18 protein-coding genes and 1 pseudogene are annotated in these 16,303 nt (G+C 71.8%); 9 read left to right on the forward strand and 10 right to left on the reverse strand.

The window, feature by feature from the left end:
- Nucleotides 1-85 (forward strand): annotated as a pseudogene (locus tag VQ03_RS34535) (DUF6481 family protein); the annotation flags it as partial.
- A gap of 527 nt (nucleotides 86-612) precedes the next feature.
- On the opposite strand, the gene VQ03_RS08295 reads toward VQ03_RS34535, so the two are convergent.
- A complete protein-coding gene (locus VQ03_RS08295; protein ID WP_048450414.1) occupies nucleotides 613-1,116 on the reverse strand; it encodes a Ros/MucR family transcriptional regulator in 504 nt (167 codons plus the stop codon).
- Between the two features lie 517 nt (nucleotides 1,117-1,633).
- A complete protein-coding gene (locus VQ03_RS08300) occupies nucleotides 1,634-2,212 on the reverse strand; it encodes a DUF2147 domain-containing protein (RefSeq protein ID WP_048450415.1) in 579 nt (192 codons plus the stop codon).
- A 271-nt stretch (nucleotides 2,213-2,483) separates the two neighbouring features.
- On the opposite strand from VQ03_RS08300, the gene VQ03_RS32860 reads away from it, so the two are divergent.
- The 4 genes from VQ03_RS32860 (at nucleotide 2,484) to VQ03_RS08315 (ending at nucleotide 5,254) form a co-directional block, all read left to right on the forward strand.
- Nucleotides 2,484-2,621: a hypothetical protein gene (locus VQ03_RS32860; RefSeq protein ID WP_157064020.1), complete on the forward strand. Its 138-nt coding sequence runs from the start codon at nucleotides 2,484-2,486 to the stop codon at nucleotides 2,619-2,621.
- Between the two features lie 183 nt (nucleotides 2,622-2,804).
- The gene (locus tag VQ03_RS08305; protein ID WP_048450416.1) at nucleotides 2,805-4,628 is read left to right on the forward strand and encodes a cation:proton antiporter domain-containing protein; all 1,824 of its coding nucleotides are present in this window, start codon (nucleotides 2,805-2,807) and stop codon (nucleotides 4,626-4,628) included.
- A gap of 91 nt (nucleotides 4,629-4,719) precedes the next feature.
- Entirely contained in the window at nucleotides 4,720-4,968 is a 249-nt protein-coding gene (locus VQ03_RS08310; protein ID WP_048450417.1) for a hypothetical protein, read from the forward strand.
- Nucleotides 4,969-5,041: 73 nt separating this feature from the next.
- A complete protein-coding gene (locus VQ03_RS08315; RefSeq protein ID WP_048450418.1) occupies nucleotides 5,042-5,254 on the forward strand; it encodes a hypothetical protein in 213 nt (70 codons plus the stop codon).
- A gap of 164 nt (nucleotides 5,255-5,418) precedes the next feature.
- Here the strand turns inward: VQ03_RS08315 and VQ03_RS08320 are convergent, their stop codons facing one another.
- From VQ03_RS08320 to VQ03_RS08335, 4 genes are all read right to left on the reverse strand, one after another.
- The gene (locus VQ03_RS08320; RefSeq protein ID WP_048450419.1) at nucleotides 5,419-5,676 is read right to left on the reverse strand and encodes a hypothetical protein; all 258 of its coding nucleotides are present in this window, start codon (nucleotides 5,674-5,676) and stop codon (nucleotides 5,419-5,421) included.
- Nucleotides 5,677-5,850: 174 nt separating this feature from the next.
- Nucleotides 5,851-6,630 (reverse strand): MetQ/NlpA family ABC transporter substrate-binding protein, encoded by a 780-nt coding sequence (locus tag VQ03_RS08325; protein WP_048450420.1) that lies wholly within the window; start codon nucleotides 6,628-6,630, stop codon nucleotides 5,851-5,853.
- Nucleotides 6,631-6,682: 52 nt separating this feature from the next.
- Nucleotides 6,683-7,348, reverse strand: coding sequence for a methionine ABC transporter permease (locus tag VQ03_RS08330; RefSeq protein ID WP_048450421.1), 666 nt, complete (start codon nucleotides 7,346-7,348; stop codon nucleotides 6,683-6,685).
- Nucleotides 7,338-8,507 (reverse strand): methionine ABC transporter ATP-binding protein, encoded by a 1,170-nt coding sequence (locus VQ03_RS08335; protein WP_048450422.1) that lies wholly within the window; start codon nucleotides 8,505-8,507, stop codon nucleotides 7,338-7,340. Before VQ03_RS08335 ends, VQ03_RS08330 begins: the two co-directional genes overlap by 11 nt.
- Nucleotides 8,508-8,855: 348 nt before the next feature.
- Between VQ03_RS08335 and VQ03_RS08340 the strand changes: the two genes are divergently transcribed.
- Nucleotides 8,856-9,695 carry an aldo/keto reductase gene (locus tag VQ03_RS08340; RefSeq protein WP_048450423.1) on the forward strand — a complete coding sequence of 280 codons (840 nt, stop codon included), beginning with the start codon at nucleotides 8,856-8,858 and terminating at the stop codon, nucleotides 9,693-9,695.
- A 6-nt stretch (nucleotides 9,696-9,701) separates the two neighbouring features.
- Here the strand turns inward: VQ03_RS08340 and VQ03_RS08345 are convergent, their stop codons facing one another.
- Entirely contained in the window at nucleotides 9,702-10,205 is a 504-nt protein-coding gene (locus VQ03_RS08345; protein ID WP_083467853.1) for a MarR family winged helix-turn-helix transcriptional regulator, read from the reverse strand.
- Between the two features lie 196 nt (nucleotides 10,206-10,401).
- Between VQ03_RS08345 and VQ03_RS08350 the strand changes: the two genes are divergently transcribed.
- Nucleotides 10,402-10,827, forward strand: coding sequence for an organic hydroperoxide resistance protein (locus VQ03_RS08350; protein ID WP_048450424.1), 426 nt, complete (start codon nucleotides 10,402-10,404; stop codon nucleotides 10,825-10,827).
- A 92-nt stretch (nucleotides 10,828-10,919) separates the two neighbouring features.
- On the opposite strand, the gene rdgB is transcribed toward VQ03_RS08350, so the two are convergent.
- The 3 genes from rdgB to VQ03_RS31670 all read right to left on the reverse strand — a co-directional run bounded on the left by rdgB (nucleotide 10,920) and on the right by VQ03_RS31670 (nucleotide 12,793).
- The gene (gene rdgB, locus VQ03_RS08355) at nucleotides 10,920-11,552 is read right to left on the reverse strand and encodes an RdgB/HAM1 family non-canonical purine NTP pyrophosphatase (RefSeq protein ID WP_048450425.1); all 633 of its coding nucleotides are present in this window, start codon (nucleotides 11,550-11,552) and stop codon (nucleotides 10,920-10,922) included.
- Entirely contained in the window at nucleotides 11,552-12,265 is a 714-nt protein-coding gene (gene rph, locus VQ03_RS08360) for a ribonuclease PH (protein ID WP_048450426.1), read from the reverse strand. Before rph ends, rdgB begins: the two co-directional genes overlap by 1 nt.
- Nucleotides 12,266-12,448: 183 nt before the next feature.
- Entirely contained in the window at nucleotides 12,449-12,793 is a 345-nt protein-coding gene (locus tag VQ03_RS31670) for a hypothetical protein (RefSeq protein ID WP_245292009.1), read from the reverse strand.
- Between the two features lie 232 nt (nucleotides 12,794-13,025).
- On the opposite strand from VQ03_RS31670, the gene hrcA reads away from it, so the two are divergent.
- Nucleotides 13,026-14,129: a heat-inducible transcriptional repressor HrcA gene (hrcA, locus tag VQ03_RS08370; protein WP_048450428.1), complete on the forward strand. Its 1,104-nt coding sequence runs from the start codon at nucleotides 13,026-13,028 to the stop codon at nucleotides 14,127-14,129.
- 133 nt (nucleotides 14,130-14,262) lie between these two features.
- Nucleotides 14,263-16,101: a DEAD/DEAH box helicase gene (locus VQ03_RS08375; protein WP_083467854.1), complete on the forward strand. Its 1,839-nt coding sequence runs from the start codon at nucleotides 14,263-14,265 to the stop codon at nucleotides 16,099-16,101.
- The last annotated feature ends 202 nt before the right edge of the window (nucleotides 16,102-16,303 follow it).

The raw sequence follows: 16,303 nt of genomic DNA on the forward strand, positions 1-16,303 counted from the left end.
GGCCGAGCGCGAGGCGGCGATGGAGGCGGACCGCAAGGCGGCCCGCGACGCGCGCTACGCCGCCCGCAAGGCCCGCCGCAAGTAGACTTCACCAGAAAGACCTGACCGAGCAGATCGCGTCAGGCCCGCTTTCGCCGTCAGGCGATGGCGGCGCTTTCCTCGCCCCCGCCCGACCTGCGCCGCTCGTGCCGCGCAAGGTCCGGCGGGGGTTTTCGTGACCGGGACAGGCTCACGGCCCATCCCGGGTCTCGGCGCACGGGTATGGACGCCGCCTCTCGGACGAGGCGCGCCGATCGACATCCCGGAGCACGCGTCCCTGCGCTCCAGGCACCGGGGCGCCTGCCGGGGCATGGGAAGGCCCCGCGCCCATCTCGCCCGACGTTGAATCCCGGGCAGATTCGCGACCGTCCGGGATCGGGTCGACCCGCCTCAAGGCGCAGGGTCGGAACCGAGAGGCCGGATCCGGCGAAATCCCGGGCCCGGCTCATACAACTTCCGATAGATCGCTTCAGGCGATCCTGACGGATCGCTCTCGCGATGCGGAAGTCGGCCTCGCTCAAGGGCCGCGCGGGCTGGCGATGCGACTTCCGGAAGATTCTTCCGGAAGTCGCATCACTCGCCCTTGCGCGGGCGGCCGCGGCGGGCCGGCGCGGTATCGCCGTCGTTCCCGCTTCCGCCCTCCGCAGCGAGCCGGGCCGCGGCCGCGCGGTCGCGGCGGATCTGGCCGAGGCCGAGGCTCCTGGCGAGTTCGGAGCGCTGTGCGGCGTAGGTGGCGGCGACCATCGGGTAGTCGTGCGGCAGGCCCCACTTCTGGCGGTACTGGTCCGGGGTGAGCCCGCGGGTGGTCAGGTGGCGCTTGAGCGACTTGTAGGGCTTGCCGTCTTCCAGCGAGATGATGTGATCCGGCGTGACGGTCTTGCGGATCGGAACCGGAGGCGTGGGCTTCTCGGGCTCGGGCGCCGGCGGTGCGGCGACGCGCTCCAGGGAGGCGTGCACGGCGGCGATCAGGCTGCCGAGATCCCCGACCGGGACCGAGTTCTTCGACACGTAGGCCGACACGATGTCGGCCGAAAGATTGATCAGTTGCGAGGTCGGTGCCTGGTCGTCTGCGCTCACGAAAGCCCCCTTATGGTTTACTTCTTCGCACATGTCGCCAAACCCGTTGCCAGTCAATGAAAAAATTTCTCTTATGAATAGAGCGCCGCCATGCCGAGCAGCTGGCCTGCGTTTGCGGCACACCGGTTGCTTTCAGGGCAAGTTCTGATCCACCTATGGATGGTTGCAGAAGGAATATTTGCTCAATCTTTGATCGGACGGTCGGCGAGGCAGCCGGCCTAAGCCTCACGGGGGCCGGCCGTGACATCGGGAGCATCCAACTGGCAGCAAAGTGAGGAAATAATTACTTGAGGTTGTGAGCGAGGCCTGCGCCCTCCCCCATCGGTTGGTAGGGACGAGAGTGCTTCCAACCCTGCGTTATTGCAACCTGATGGTGTGGTCAGGCGAGTGGCGATCCGGCACGAAAAAGGGCACCTGCCGGTCGCGGCGGGTGCCCTGGGAGGAGCCTGCGCTGCTCGAAGCGGCGCGGCCGTTCAGTCGTGTCGTGCCGCGCGGAGGCCGGTGGCCCGCCGCGTTGTCACGGCTTCGGCGCGGCGGCCGGCGCTGCCGGCTTGGTGGCCGCCGCCGGGGCGGCCTTCGGCGCGGCCGCCCATTCAGGGTCCGGCCGCGGACCATTCGGGGCGCCGGTCGCAGCGGTGAGCTGGCCCTGCACGACGTCGTTCACGCGAGTCCAGGTCTGGGAGCCGCACAGGAAGCCCATGAGGCAGCCGCGGACGTTGAGCTCGCCCGGCTCCTCGGTCCAGATCGACACGTCGTAGAGCTTGCCGTCGTCGGCGTTGTAGATCTGGCCCTCGTAACGGTTATCGGCGTTGGGCTTCAGCCCCATGATGAGCTGGTGTCCGAGGGAGGGCCGGCTGCGCTTCTTGGCGTCGGCATTCTTGAAGTCGACCCGCGGCTGGCCCTTGTCGTCGTTGGGGACCTTGAGCCAGACGGCGTAGCCGCAGACCCGGTCGGTCCGGCTCGGGCATTTCTCGATCCGGATGCGGGCCCGGCCGTCCTCGGTCAACCAAGTCCCGCTCGGGTCTTTCGGCGTGGCGAGCGCTGCGCCCGACGACAGGCCGAGGGCCACGAGCGCCCCGGTCAGGACCTTCTTCATACGATACACCCTCGTCTCGCGGTGCGATCCGCGCACAACATTGTCCGTCGCTGATGCCGCATCGCGCGGCCGGACGCCAGAGGCCGGCCCATTGCGTCGGAATCGTGGGCAGCCGGCGCGGACATGCTGCCTCACGGCGGGATGTCACATGGCCGGCCGCTCCTGCGGCGAGCTAGAGCAGCGGTGCCGGGCGGCAATCGTCCGTTCGGCTCGACACGCCAATATTTTCGACTGCCGCGCCGCGGCATCCGCTGACCGCCAGGGCTGCCGCATGTTCACGACCGAGCTCCTCGTGATGACCTCCGCCGCCCTCGGTGCGATCGTCATCGTGCTCGCCGCCCGGCCGGGTGCGAGCCTGCCGCGGCTGCCCCGTGCCGCCGGCGCTGCCCGGCGCCCGGCCGGACGCTGAGGGGCTCGCCCCCCCGGAGGCTTCGGCGCTCCGGCGACATAGGCCGCGGGTTGTCAGGATTTCGGGGAGCGAGGACGATTTTTGGTGCGGTGCAGCACCGCCGGAACCCGGAAAGGCTGCTAGACTTCGGACAGTAGGCCGCTGCCCTTGCGGCGTGCCAACCCCCGAGGAGCTGACCCGACCGTGCCGCACGCCTCCGAGCTGATCGCCATCATCGCCCTCGGGCTCGTCTTCGCGTTCGTCGGCGGCATGCTCGCACAGCGGTTGAAGCTCCCGCCGCTGGTCGGATACCTCCTGGCGGGCCTCGCGGTCGGCCCGCACACGCCGGGCTTCGTCGGCAACGCGGAACTGGCGGGGCAGCTCGCCGAGATCGGCGTCATCCTGCTGATGTTCGGCGTCGGCCTGCACTTCTCGATCGGCGATCTCATGGCCGTGCGGGCCATCGCGCTGCCGGGCGCCGTGGTGCAGATCGCGGTCGCGACCCTCATGGGACTGGCGGTGAGCGTCGCCTGGGGCTGGGGCATCGGGGCCGGCCTCGTCTTCGGCCTCGCCCTCTCGGTCGCCTCGACGGTGGTGCTGCTGCGGGCGCTGGAGGAGCGCGGCCTCCTCGACTCCGACAAGGGCCGCATCGCGGTCGGCTGGCTCATCGTCGAGGATCTGGCGATGGTGCTGGCGCTGGTGCTGCTGCCGGCGCTCGCCGGGGCGCTCGGCGGCGAGAGCGCGGGGGCGGCGCACGGCATCGCGGGCGACGGCAACATCTGGCTCACCCTCGGGCTCACGCTGGCCAAGGTGGCGGCCTTCGCCGGGCTGATGCTGGCCGGCGGTCGGCGGGTGGTGCCCTGGCTCCTCGACCAGGCCGCCCGCACCGGCTCGCGCGAGCTGTTCACCCTGGCCGTCCTGGCCCTCGCCCTCGGCATCGCCTACGGCTCGGCGGAACTGTTCGGCGTCTCCTTCGCGCTCGGCGCCTTCTTCGCCGGCATGGTGCTGGCCGAGTCGGATCTCAGCCACCAGGCGGCGGCGGATTCGCTGCCGCTGCAGGACGCCTTCGCGGTGCTGTTCTTCGTCTCGGTCGGCATGCTGTTCGACCCGACGATCCTGCTGCGCGAGCCGCTCGCCGTGCTGGCCACCCTGGCGATCATCCTGGTCGGCAAGTCCCTGGCGGCCGTCGCCATCGTGCTGGCCTTCCGCCACTCGCTCTCGACGGCGCTCACCATCGCGGCGAGCCTGGCGCAGATCGGCGAGTTCTCGTTCATCCTGGCGAGCCTCGGAATCGGCCTGAAGCTGCTGCCGCCGGAAGGCCGCGACCTGATCCTGGCCGGTTCGCTCCTCTCCATCACCCTCAACCCGTTGATCTTCGCCGCCCTGGGGCGCCTCAATCGCGCCGTCGAGGCGCGGCCGTCCCTCGCCGCGCGGTTCGAGCACCGCGGCGCCGCGATCGCGGTCTCCGCCCATGCCAAGAGGCGGGAGGGCCACGCGGTGGTGATCGGCTACGGCCGGGTCGGCGGTGCCATCGGCAAGGCGCTCGCGGCCTGGGAGCTGCCCTTCGTGGTGGTGGAGCGCGACCGGCGCCGGGTCGAGGAACTGCGCGCCGCCGGCATCCCGACGGTGTTCGGCGATGCCGGCGCACCCGGCATCCTCGACGCGGCCGATATCGGGCGGGCGCGCCTGCTGGTCGTGGCGAGCCCGGATGCCCACCAGGCCCGCCGCCTGATCGGGATCGCCCGCGAGGCCAATCCGGGGATCGACACGGTGGTGCGCACCCACAGCGACACGGAGCGGCGCAACCTGGAGGAGGAGAAGGTCGGCCTGGTGCTGATGGCCGAGCGCGAGGTCGGCTTCGGCATGGCGCTCTACGCCCTGCGCAGCCTGGGGCTCAGCGAGGGCGAGGCGCGCCTGTTCATCGATACCAGCCGGGCCGAGAGCCGGACGGAGCCGGTCGCCGAGCCCGAGCCCGAGATCGGCGCCCCGGAGCTGCGGCCGCACCGGGAGGCGCCGGCGGAGTCGTGACGCGGCAGATGACCGAAACGCAATGTTCCGGTAAGCGCCGCAAGAGGTCGGAACCGCCATCCTCGCCCGGTTCGTGAGGAGGAATCCGACGATGCCGATCCCCCAGATGGAGCGTCCGGCCGAGCTGATGATGTGGCAGGGGCCTCTCGCCGCGCAGGGGCCACGGGAGATGCGCCGCTATCCGACCCTGCGCGCCGCCCTCGCGGCGGCGGCCGCGAGGGCCGACGATCCCGATGCCCTGCCCTGGATCGTGACGGAGGACGGCGCCGTGCTCACCCCGCACTGGATCGACGGCCACGCGCCCCGGCTCGCGGCGCGCCCGGTCCGGCTCCCGTCCTGACGGTTTGCGTCGTTCGGTCGGCTCACGCTCGACGGCCGCCCGTGCTATCGTCATCCGACGAGCACGATTCGCCATGACGAGCCTGCGCAAGACAGCCCCTCCCCGCCCGGCCACGATCGCGGCGGCCACCCACGGCTTCGACGCCGCAGCCCTGCGGCTGCGCCGCGCGGCCAACGACAACCGGCCGGTCCCGGGCCGGCGACGCACCCTGACGCTGATCGCCGGCCTCTGGCTCGCCGGTCTGGTGGCGGCGGGCGTCGCGCTTTGGCACACCGGGGGGTTCTGAGACGGTGATTTGGCCAGGGATCTCGGCCAGGCACCTCGGTCGGGCATCTCGGGGTGCGGTCGCCGGCTGGACGAGAAGGACCGGGTGCGCACGACAGCGCGCCCGCCGCGCAGCCGGAGCCGACGACGAGCGCGCTTGATCGAGGCTGAACCGTCCGGTTCGGCTCAGCGAGCCTGATGGTGGCGGTGCATGCGGCGCTGCTTCATCATGCGCTTCTTGCGCATGGTCGGCTGCATGGTCGCGCGGGGAGCGGCACCGACGGCCGGCGCGCCGCCCGGGGCGCCCATCTCGCGCTGCACGCCGCCGAGCGGGCCACCGGCCTGCGAGCCCGAATTGTTGTAGGGCGAGCCGCCCTGGGCGAAGGCCGGCACGGCGGCGACGGTGAGAACGGCCGCGACCAGGCAAGAACTCAGGATCTTCATCGGGCACCTCGAAGGAAGGCCAGCCCATCACAAGGGGGCCGTGCTGAGAAGACGCGCACGGCCGCGTTTGGTTTCATGGCTCCGCTACAATCAACGCCGCCGCTGTGGATAAGGTCCGGCGCGAGAGGCCGGACCCGTCCACGGCGAGGCTCACCGCACGGGTGAACGGAGGGCTCACCAGCTGGTGATCACGGCTCCGCCGAACTTGTTCTCGATGAAGGCCTTCACCTCCGGCGAGCGGTAGGATTCGACCAGCGTCTTGACCCAGGGCTTGTCCTTGTCGGCGCTGCGCACCGCGATCACGTTGACGTAGGGGCCCTTGGGATCCTCCTTCAGGATCGCGTCGCCGGGCTTCAGGCCGGCCGCGGTGGCGTAGTTGGTGTTGACCGCCGCGGCGTCGACGTCGTCGAGGGAGCGCGGGGTCTGGGCCGCGTCGACCTCGATGATGCGCAGGCGCTTCGGGTTCTCGGTGATGTCGGCGACGCTCGGCTTGAAGCCGACATTCGGCTTCAGCTTCAGGAGGTTCTTGTCCTGGAGCAGCAGCAGGGCGCGGCCGCCATTGGTGGGATCGTTCGGGATCGCCACCGTGCCGCCCGCCGGCACCGCGTCGAAGCTCTTGTGGCGCTTGGAATAGACGCCCATCGGGAAGTTCACCGTCTGGGCGACGCTCTCGATCTTGTAGCCGCGATCGGCCTTCTGGTTATCGAGATAGGGCTGGTGCTGGAACGAGTTGGCCTCCAGCTCGCCCGACGACAGGGCCTCGTTCGGCACGACGTAATCCGAGAACTCGACCACCTGCAGGTCGAGGCCCTTCTTGGCCGCGATCGGCTTCACCGCCTCGAGGATCTGGGCGTGCGGGCCCGGCGTGGCGCCGATGCGCACGCGCTGGCTCTGGGCGAGCGCCGGCAGGCTGGTGGCGGTCAGGAGGATCGCCAGGGTGAGGGTACGCAGCATCGCGGTCACGCTCCGAGGGGTAGTGAACGGGGTGGAAAAGGGGTGACAGGGGTTAGCCGTGGCGCAGGCGCTTGTTCATGCGCCGCGCCAGCCGGTCGCCGAGGGTCTGGACCAGCTGCACCAGGACGATCAGCACCACCACCACGGCGAGCATCATCTCGGGCATGAAGCGCTGGTAGCCGTAGCGGATGCCGAGGTCGCCGAGGCCGCCGCCGCCGACGGCGCCGACCATCGCCGAGAAGCCGATCAGCGACACCACCGCGAGGGTGAGGCCGAGCACGATGCCCGGCAGGGCCTCGGGGATCAGCACCTTGAGGACGATCTGCAGCGGGCTCGCCCCGAAGGCCCGGGCCGCCTCGACGAGGCCGCCATCGACCTCCCGCACCGCGCCCTCGACGAGGCGGGCGATGAAGGGGATCGCCGCGATGGTCAGCGGCACGGTGGCGGCGTTGGTGCCGATCGAGGTGCCGGCGATCAGCCGGGTGAACGGGATGATCGCCACCACCAGGATGATGAAGGGCGTCGAGCGGGTGGCGTTGACGACGAGGCCGAGCACCCGGTTGAGCCAGGGCGCGGCCAGCAGCTCGCCCCGCCCGCTGGTGGCGAGGAACACGCCGAGCGGAAGGCCGACCAGCGTGCCGAGGGAGGCCGCCACCGCCACCATCTGCAGCGTGTCGAGGGTGGCCTGGACGAGGAGGCGGAGGAGCTCAGGCGACATGACGCGGGTCCGTGGCGCGGGGGGCGGCAGTCTGCTGCCAGCCGGCGAGGTCGAGGGTGCCGAGCCTCTCCACGTCGAGGCCGCGGGCGGTGAGGAAGGCCTCGGCCCGTTCCACCGTCCCGGGATCGGCGGCGATCGCGACCACCAGGGTGCCGAAGGGCCGGCCGGCGATCTCGTCCACCGTCCCCGAGAGGATGCCGGCCGGGATGCCCGCGTCGCGGGTGAGCTGGGCCAGCACCGGATCGGTGGCGTGCGGCCCCCGGAAGGTGATGCGCAGAACCGCCTGCTTCCCCTCCCCGGCGGCGAGGCCCGGGGTGAGCCGGGCGGCCAGCGCCGGCGGCAGGGTGCGGCCGGTCTCCTCGTCGAGGAAGGTACGGGTGATCGGGGCTTTCGGCCGGGTGAAGACCTCGAACACGTCGCCCTTCTCGGCGATGCGGCCGCCATCGAGCACCGCGACCTCGTGGGCGATCGCCCGGATCACCGCCATCTCGTGGGTGATGAGCAGGATCGTCAGGCCGAGCTCCCGGTTGATCCGGCCGAGCAGGTCGAGGATCGAGCGGGTCGTCTCCGGATCCAGGGCCGAGGTCGCCTCGTCGGAGAGCAGCACCTTCGGGTTGGTGGCGAGCGCCCGGGCGATGCCGACGCGCTGCTTCTGCCCGCCCGACAGCTCGGCCGGGTAGCGGTTGGCCTGCGGCCCGAGACCGACGAGGTCGAGGAGCTCGGCCACGCGCTTGCCGATCACGGCCTTGTCGTACCCCGCCACTTCGAGGGGCAGCGCGACGTTGCCGGCGGCGGTGCGGGCCGAGAGCAGGTTGAAGTGCTGGAAGATCATGCCGATGCCGCGGCGCTCGCGGCGCAGGGCGGATTCCGACAGGCTCGAGATCTCGGCGCGATCGACGATCACCCGGCCGCGGCTCGGCCGTTCGAGCCCGTTGACCAGGCGGATCAGCGTCGATTTGCCGGCGCCCGAGCGGCCGATGACGCCGAGCACCCGGCCGCGCGGCACGGAGAGGTCGATATCCTCCAGGGCCGTGACGGCGCCGGCGCCGCGGCGCGCCGTGTAGGTCTTCGCGACGCCCTCGAGCCGGACGAGAGCGTCGGGATCGTCGAGCCGGCCGCTCAGGTCCGCCGGCACCGGTACGCGGACGGGAGCCGTCATGGCGCGCGGCTCCGGGCGGGCGGGGAAGCGAGAGCGGTCATCGGGGTCCTTCGGCGGGTCTCGGCCTGTCTCGGTATCGGCCTGTCTTGGTATCGGGCTGCCTTGGAACCGGCATGTCTCGAGCCGGATGGCAGGGCGGCACAGAAACCCGGATGCGGATTTTTTGTCAACCGGAATGTTCTTTTTGAAGAACGGGCCCGGGGGAGAAGGGCTTTTTCCCCAGCCACTCTGCCGCGCTTAACCCCCCGGCCCCGCGACGATCCGTAAAAAACCGTGCATTCTCCGGGATCTGCCCTTGCCCTCCGGGCGCCGCACGGCCCAGGACGGCGGCGATCGCAGGAGCACGCGATGCGACGGCAACCCTTCGGACGCACCGGGCCCGCGGTGCCGGTGATCGGGCAGGGAACCTGGTACCTCGACGAGGGCGAGCCCACCGTGGCCGGCGCCGCCCTCAATCGCGGGCTCGACGTGGGGATGAGCCACGTCGACACCGCCGAGATGTACGGCGAGGCCGAGCCCCTGATCGCCGAGGCGATCGGCGACCGGCGCGACGAGGTCTTCCTCGTCTCCAAGGTGCTGCCCGGCAACGCCTCGCGCCGGGGCACGGTCGAGGCCTGCGAGCGCTCGCTCAGGCGCCTGCGTACCGACCGGCTCGACTGCTATCTCCTGCACTGGCGCGGGCCGCACCCGCTCGAAGAGACCTTCAGGGCCTTCGAGGACCTGGTGCGGGCGGGCAAGATCCTCTCCTGGGGGGTGAGCAACTTCGACGCCGACGACCTCGACGAGGCGCTGGGCGTGGCGGGTCCCGACCGCATCGCCTGCAACCAGGTGCTCTACCACCTGGAGGAGCGGGCGATCGAGCATGCGGTCCTGCCCTGGTGCCGGCGCCACGGCGTCGCGGTGGTGGCCTACAGCCCCTTCGGCCACGACAGCTTCCCGGGCCCCGCGACGCCGGGCGGCCGGGTCCTGGCGGAGATCGCGGAGCGCCACGACGCGACGCCCCGGCAGGTGGCGCTGGCTGCCCTCACCCGCGGGGACGGCGTCCTGGCGATCCCGAAGGCGTCGAGCCCGGCCCATGCGGCCGAGAATGCCGGCGGCGGCAGCCTGGTCCTGAGCGAGGCCGAACTGGCCCGCATCGACGCCGCCTTCCCGCGCGGTCCGGAGCCGCGAAACCTGCCGATGCTCTGAGGCCCGTCAGGCAGCGCCGCGATCCGGTGCCGCGCTGGCATGCAGGCTGTCGCGCAGGGCGACGATCTCGTCGCGCAGGGCCACCAGCCGCTCCGCCGGCCGGCCGGACGCGCAGACGATCTCGTTCGGGAACGGCGTCGCCTTCTCGCGCAAGGACGCACCGGCCTGGGTCAGGCTGATGCGCATCAGCCGCTCGTCCTCCGCGTCGCGGGCCCGATGCACCAGGCCCGCCGCCTCCAGGCGCTTGAGCAACGGCGTCAGGGTGCCGGAATCGAGGTAGAGCCGCTGCCCGAGGGTCTTCATCGTCTGCCCGTCCTGTTCCCAGAGCAGGAGGAGCACCAGGTATTGCGGATAGGTCAGGCCGAGCCGGTCGAGGAGGGGCTTGTAGATCCGGTTGAAGGCGTGGGCCGCCGAGTAGACCGCGAAGCAGATCTGGCTGGAGAGATGCAGGTCGTCGGCTCTGCCAGGGCTTGGGTCGGCGCCCTCGCGGCGCGCGTCGATCTCGGACATGTCCCGCTCCTCAAGGGGCTCCGTCGGGCGGGGCCTGACCGCATCCCCGGGAACAATCTGCGCCCGAGGCCGTCACGATCATAGCCATGACAGCGCCCAAAAACAAATTGCGCGCAATCGGATTTCGATCTATGACCGTGCCGCGGCGCGCCGGGATACTCCATGTCCAGGACGCCCCGACCTGAGGAGAGCCCCGATGTCCGTCGACGTGAAGTACACCACCCAGGCCACGGCGAATGGCGGTCGCGACGGTCGCGCCCAGACCCAGGACGGCAGCCTCGACGTCAAGCTGTCGACCCCCAAGGAGCTCGGGGGCGCCGGCGGCGCCGGCAACAATCCCGAGCAGCTCTTCGCGGCCGGCTACGCCGCCTGCTTCCTCGGCGCGATGAAGTTCGTCGGCGGCCAGGAGAAGATCGCCGTCCCGGCCGACACCACCGTGACCGCCAAGGTCGGCATCGGCCCGCGCTCCGAGGGCGGCTTCGGCATCACCGCCGACCTCACCATCTCGCTGCCGGGCCTCGACAAGGCGACCGCCGAGAAGCTGGTCGAGAAGGCGCATCAGGTGTGCCCGTACTCGAACGCGACCCGCGGCAACGTCGACGTGGGTCTCACCGTCGCGTAACCGCTCGTCAGCCCGGAGCAGGGGGGGCGGCTCCGCCGTCCCCCGCTCCCCGCGATGACAAGGCGCCCCTCCCGGAGCGGCGCCTGTCTCGTTCAGCCCGGCCGGCGCAGGCAGGCGGCGGCCAGCGCCAGGAAGGCGCGGGCGCGGTGAGACAGGGCTTCGCCCTTCTCCCAGTCGATGCCGTGCTTCTCGTCCGAGGTGATCTCGCCGAAGGTGAGCGGGCTCTCGTCCGGCTTGAACATCGGGTCGTAGCCGAAGCCCTTGTCGCCGCGGGGCGGCCAGACCAGCTCGCCGAACACCCGGCCCTCGAACAGCTCCTCGTGCCCGTCCGGCCAGGTCAGGACCAGGGCCGAGACGAAATGCGCCCGCCGGTTCGTGGCGCGGCGGGTGGCGAGCTCGCGCTCGATGCGCTCCATCGCGGCGGAAAAGTCCTTTGAGCCGCCGGACCAGCGGGCCGAGAACAGGCCGGGCGCCCCGTCCAGGGCATCGACGCAGAGCCCCGAATCGTCCGCGAAGGCCGGCAGGCCGGTCGCGTCCGTCGCCGCCCGCGCCTTGATGGCGGCGTTCTCGGAGAACATCGTGCCGGTCTCGTCCGGCTCGGCCAGGTTCAGTTCGCCGGCCGAGACCGCCTCGACGCCGAAGGGGGCCAGCAGCTCGCGCATCTCGCGCAGCTTGCCGGCATTGTGGGTCGCGATCACGACCCGCCCGGTGAGGAGGCGGGCCATCAGGCGATCGCCTGCTTCTGGAGCGCCACCAGCCCGGCGACGCCGGTCTTGGCGAGGCGGAGCAGGCTCAGGAACTCCTCCTCCGAGAACGGCTTCACCTCGGCGGTACCCTGCACCTCGACGATGCCGCCGCTGCCGGTGATGACGAAGTTGGCGTCGGTCTCGGCGCCGGAATCCTCGTCGTAATCGAGGTCGAGCACCGGCACGCCCTTATGGATGCCGCAGGAGATCGCCGCGACGTGATCGCGCATCGGATCGACCGAGATGATCGAGCGGCCGCGCATCCAGGTGAAGCACTCGTGGAGCGCGACCCAGGCGCCGGTGATCGAGGCCGTGCGGGTGCCGCCATCGGCCTGGAGCACGTCGCAATCGACCACGATCTGGCGCTCGCCCATCGCCGGCAGGTTCACCACTGCCCGGAGGGAGCGGCCGATCAGGCGCTGGATCTCCTGGGTGCGGCCGGAGGGCTTGCCGGCATTGACCTCGCGCCGGTTGCGGTCGTGGGTGGCGCGCGGCAGCATGCTGTACTCGGCGGTGATCCAGCCCTTGCCGGAGCCGCGCAGCCAGGACGGCCCGCGCTCCTCCAGCGAGGCGGTGCACAGCACTTTCGTCTCCCCGAAGGTGACGAGGCACGAGCCCTCGGCGTAGCGCGAGACGCCCCGCTCCAGCGTGACCTTGCGCAGCTCGTCGGGGGCGCGCTTCGAGGGGCGCATGGGCAACTCCTGTCCAGGGCGCCGCGCTCACCGGCGCGACGCGGGATCCGCGGGGGCCGCGCGCTCTTAGGCGCTGGCGCCGGAGGCGGCAAGGGGAGGCGGCAAGGGGAGGCCGACCGGCGCTCGGACGCGGCGAAGGGCCCGGGCGCCCCGCGCCCGAGCCTGGCTCGATATCGGTGATCGTCAGTAGTAGCCGTAGCCCCGGTAATGGTGCCGGCCGTGATGATGGTGCCGGTGGTGATGGTGCCCCCAGTGACCATGGTGGCGGCGGTGATGCCCCCAGCCGCCATGGTGGTGATGGTGGCGTCCCCAGCCGCCGTGATGATGGTGCCGGTGATGATGGTGGTGATGGCCCCAGCCGTGATGGCCGTACTGGACCTGCACCAGGCCGGCCTCGGGCGCGGGGCTCGCGCCCGGCACGAACGGCGCCGCTTCGGCCGCGCCGGCCGTCAGGAGACCGCCCGCCACCAGGGCGGCCGCCGCCAGGAGCCGCCTGCCAGCCAGCATCGGGTTGCGCAACGTCAGCATTCTCGCCTCCGATTGGTCTCGCCGCATTGATGCGGCCATGGGCTGAGAGTGGCGCCGGGGGGCTGAACGCTGTCTGAGACGGCAGGTCGGCTTCCGTTCAGGTGGCGGTGCCCGTCTCGGAGTGCTCGTCTCGGGCGACGGCCGGAATTGAGCGCCCGCGCGGCGTCGCGCCCGCTTGCGCCGGGCGTGGGCTCGCATCACAGTAAGCGGTCGTATGGCTCCCGTAGGGTTGATGAACACGCGCGACCTTCCACCCCTGCCCGGCGGCTCCGGACAGGCCCGTGCCATTGCCGAGCTCAACGAGCGCTCGCGGGAAATCTTTCGCCAGATCGTCGAGAGCTACCTCGCCACGGGAGAACCGGTGGGGTCGCGCAACCTCGCCCGCATCCTGCCGATGGCGCTCTCGCCGGCCTCGATCCGCAACGTGATGTCGGATCTGGAGCAGGCCGGGCTGATCTACGCCCCCCATACCAGCGCCGGCCGTCTCCCGACGGAGCACGGCCTGCGCTTCTTCGTCGACGCCCTGCTCGAACTCGGCGATGTCGGCCAGGAGGAGAAGGGGCGGATCGAGGCGCAGATGCGCGCCGCCGCCTCGCGTCACACCTTCGAGAGCGCGCTCACCGAGGCCTCGGTGCTGCTCTCGGGCATCTCGCGGGGCGCCGGCGTCGTCGTCACCGCCAAGCAGAACCCGCGTCTGCGCCACATCGAGTTCGTGCGGCTCGATCCCGGCCGCGCCCTGGTGGTGCTGGTCTCGGACGACGGCTCGGTGGAGAACCGCCTGCTCGACCTGCCGCACGGCCTGCCGGCCGGCGCGCTCCAGGAGGCGTCGAACTTCCTCAACGCCCGCATCCGCGGCCGGACGCTCGGCGAGGTGCGGGGCGAGATCGAGGCCGCCCGGGCGGCGATGAAGCAGGAGCTCGACGAGCTGACCGAGCGCCTGGTCGATGCCGGCCTCGCCCGCTCGGTCGGCCCGAGCGAGGAGCGCCAGCTCATCGTGCGCGGCCAGGCCAACCTCCTCGACGACCTGCGGGCGGCCGAGGACCTCGAGCGCATCCGCCTGCTCTTCAACGACCTGGAGAGCCAGAAGGACGTGATCGACCTGCTCTCCCGCGCCGAGGGCGGCGAGGGCGTGCGGATCTTCATCGGCTCGGAGAACAAGCTGTTCTCGCTCTCCGGCTCGTCGATGATCGCCGCCCCGTTCCGGGACGGCAGCCAGACCATCGTGGGCGTCGTCGGCGTCATCGGGCCGACCCGGCTCAACTACGCCCGCATCGTCCCGATGGTCGATTTCACGGCCCGCGTCGTGTCGCGGCTGCTGGAGCGCGGGCGGGGCTGAAGGCGCGCCGGGCGCTTTTCCGGCGGCAAGCGTTTTCTGATGTGGGGAACGCGGAAATCCTGCTTGTCCCCCGGATTCACAAGGCCGGCGGGCTCCGGCATGGTCCGGTCATGGTTCGCGATTCCCTTCGCCCGTGAGCGCCCCGTCCCGTCCCCTGCGCAGCCATCAGCGCAGCCTGTCCGAGCTCGTGGCCGCGCTCGCCCGCGGCGAGGCCTCCGGCATCGCCGACATCCTGGCGGCAGTGACGCCGGGGGGCGGCAAGTCGCTCCTGCCGGTCATCGCGGCCTCCCGGCTGATCGCGGCCGGACTCGTCGACCGGGTGGTCTGGGTCGTGCCGCGGGACTCGCTGCGCCTCCAGGCCGAGGAGGCCTTCGCCGATCCCGCCTGGCGGGCGGCGCTCGGCCACTCCCTCTCGGTGCGGGCCGCCGACAACTCGCCCGATCCGAGCCGGGGTCTGGCCGGCTACGTCACCACCTACCAGGCGGTGGCGGCGTCCCCGGGCCTGCACCTCGCCGAGATGCGCCGCCACCGCACCCTCCTCGTCGTCGACGAGGTGCACCACCTGCCGGCCCTCGCCGACGGGGAGACGGGGAGCGAGGCCGCCGCCTGGAGCAGCGCCCTGCTGCCGCTGTTCCGCGAGGCGCGGCTGCGGCTCCTCCTCTCCGGCACCCTGGAGCGGGCGGATGGCCGGCGCATCCTGTGGCTGCCCTACCGCCAGGAGGGCGGCGCGCCGGTGCCGGACATCGAGGCGCCGGGCTGGGCGGTGATCGGCTATTCCCGGGCCGAGGCACTCGCCGAGAAGGCGGTGCTGCCGGTCAATTTCGGGGCGCTCGACGGCGAGGCGAGCTGGCTCGAGGGCGGGCGCACCAGCGGCCAGGCCCGGGTCGGCCCGCACCGGCTCTCGGGGCCCGGCCCGAGCGCGACGACCCGGCCGGCCCTGTTCACGGCGCTCCGCACCGGGTTCGCCCGCGACCTGCTGCGCGAGGCCTTCTTCGCCACACGCCGCCTGCGGGCCGAGCGCCGGCGCCGGCGCGGCCTCACCGCGACCGAGGCCGTGCGCGGTCTGGGAAAGCTCCTGGTGGTCGCCCCCGACCAGGCGAGCGCCCAGGGCTACCACGCCATGCTCCAGGCCTGGATGCCGGAGGAGCAGGCGCGCCGGGACGTGCGCATCGCCACCTCGGCCGAGGCCGACGCCCATGCGGCGCTCGCCGCCTTCCGGCTGACCCCGGAACCCGCCGTGCTGGTCACGGTGGCGATGGCCTATGAGGGGCTGGATGCCCCCGAGGTCGCGGTGGTGGCGGCGCTGACCCATATCCGCTCCCGCCCCTGGCTCGAGCAGATGATCGCCCGGGCGACCCGGGTCGATCCTCATGCGGGCGACTATGCCGGCCAGCACGCCCTGGTCTTCCACCCCGACGACCCGCTCTTCGCGCAGTTCCGCGCCCGGATCGAGACCGAGCAGGCCACCGCGACGCGGCCGCGCAAGCGCCCCACCGGGGCCGCCTCGCCCGAGCCGCGGCCGCTCTCCCGGGAGGCCGACGAGGGCATCGTGCCGCTGGAGAGCAACGCGCTGGGCCTGCGCTACGCCATGCTGCGACCCGGCCCCTCGGTGGCGATGGCCCGCCAGGACGCCCGGCAAGCGGAGGCCGAGGCGGCACCGCTTCCGCCCTCGCGGGTCGAGCGCGCCTTGCGCGCCCGGGTCGCCGCCATGGTGACGGCGCAGGCGGTGGAGGACGAGGCGGAGCTGCGCCTTCCCGGCGGCGCGCCCCTGCCGCATCGCTACAACGCGGTGCTCAAGCGTCTCTTCAACAACAAGAGCCGGGCGGCGATGACGGTCGAGGAGCTGGAGGCGGCCCTCGCCTGGCTCGAGCGCAACCGGCTGCAGGACCACCTGCACCTGCTGGAGGGTGATTCGCGCTACGCCTGGAGCGTGAGGCGGCGCTGGGCGGGGATGGAGCGGCGGCCGGGCTGACGTCCCGCTCCCCTTGCGGGAGCGCCGCGCCACACCATCTCGTCGGCTCGTGCCGGAGGGAGCCCCCGATGTTCGACGCCAAGCGCCTGCTCGACCAGTTCCTCGGGGGATCATCACGCGGCGGCTTCTCGGGCAGCGGCCATCCCGGCCACCAGGCGCCCTACGGCCACGCCCCCTCCCCCCTCGAACAGGTGGCCCGCTC

Origin of the sequence: Methylobacterium tarhaniae (genome assembly GCF_001043955.1) — a bacterium.
GTDB classification, from domain to species: Bacteria; Pseudomonadota; Alphaproteobacteria; order Rhizobiales; family Beijerinckiaceae; genus Methylobacterium; species Methylobacterium tarhaniae.

What these genes read in the sequence shown, in the direction of transcription:
- VQ03_RS08330 (WP_048450421.1), bottom strand. Translation starts at nt 7,348, where the DNA reads ATGTCGCCTGAGCTCCTCCGCCTCCTCGTCCAGGCCACCCTCGACACG.
- rdgB (WP_048450425.1), bottom strand. Translation starts at nt 11,552, where the DNA reads ATGGCCCGCCTCCTCACCGGGCGGGTCGTGATCGCGACCCACAATGCC.
- VQ03_RS08315 (WP_048450418.1), top strand. Translation starts at nt 5,042, where the DNA reads ATGACGAGCCTGCGCAAGACAGCCCCTCCCCGCCCGGCCACGATCGCG.
- VQ03_RS08340 (WP_048450423.1), top strand. Translation starts at nt 8,856, where the DNA reads ATGCGACGGCAACCCTTCGGACGCACCGGGCCCGCGGTGCCGGTGATC.
- VQ03_RS08325 (WP_048450420.1), bottom strand. Translation starts at nt 6,630, where the DNA reads ATGCTGCGTACCCTCACCCTGGCGATCCTCCTGACCGCCACCAGCCTG.
- VQ03_RS08310 (WP_048450417.1), top strand. Translation starts at nt 4,720, where the DNA reads ATGCCGATCCCCCAGATGGAGCGTCCGGCCGAGCTGATGATGTGGCAG.
- VQ03_RS31670 (WP_245292009.1), bottom strand. Translation starts at nt 12,793, where the DNA reads ATGCTGACGTTGCGCAACCCGATGCTGGCTGGCAGGCGGCTCCTGGCG.
- VQ03_RS08350 (WP_048450424.1), top strand. Translation starts at nt 10,402, where the DNA reads ATGTCCGTCGACGTGAAGTACACCACCCAGGCCACGGCGAATGGCGGT.
- VQ03_RS08345 (WP_083467853.1), bottom strand. Translation starts at nt 10,205, where the DNA reads ATGTCCGAGATCGACGCGCGCCGCGAGGGCGCCGACCCAAGCCCTGGC.
- VQ03_RS08335 (WP_048450422.1), bottom strand. Translation starts at nt 8,507, where the DNA reads ATGACGGCTCCCGTCCGCGTACCGGTGCCGGCGGACCTGAGCGGCCGG.
- VQ03_RS08300 (WP_048450415.1), bottom strand. Translation starts at nt 2,212, where the DNA reads ATGAAGAAGGTCCTGACCGGGGCGCTCGTGGCCCTCGGCCTGTCGTCG.
- rph (WP_048450426.1), bottom strand. Translation starts at nt 12,265, where the DNA reads ATGCGCCCCTCGAAGCGCGCCCCCGACGAGCTGCGCAAGGTCACGCTG.
- hrcA (WP_048450428.1), top strand. Translation starts at nt 13,026, where the DNA reads ATGAACACGCGCGACCTTCCACCCCTGCCCGGCGGCTCCGGACAGGCC.
- VQ03_RS32860 (WP_157064020.1), top strand. Translation starts at nt 2,484, where the DNA reads ATGTTCACGACCGAGCTCCTCGTGATGACCTCCGCCGCCCTCGGTGCG.
- VQ03_RS08320 (WP_048450419.1), bottom strand. Translation starts at nt 5,676, where the DNA reads ATGAAGATCCTGAGTTCTTGCCTGGTCGCGGCCGTTCTCACCGTCGCC.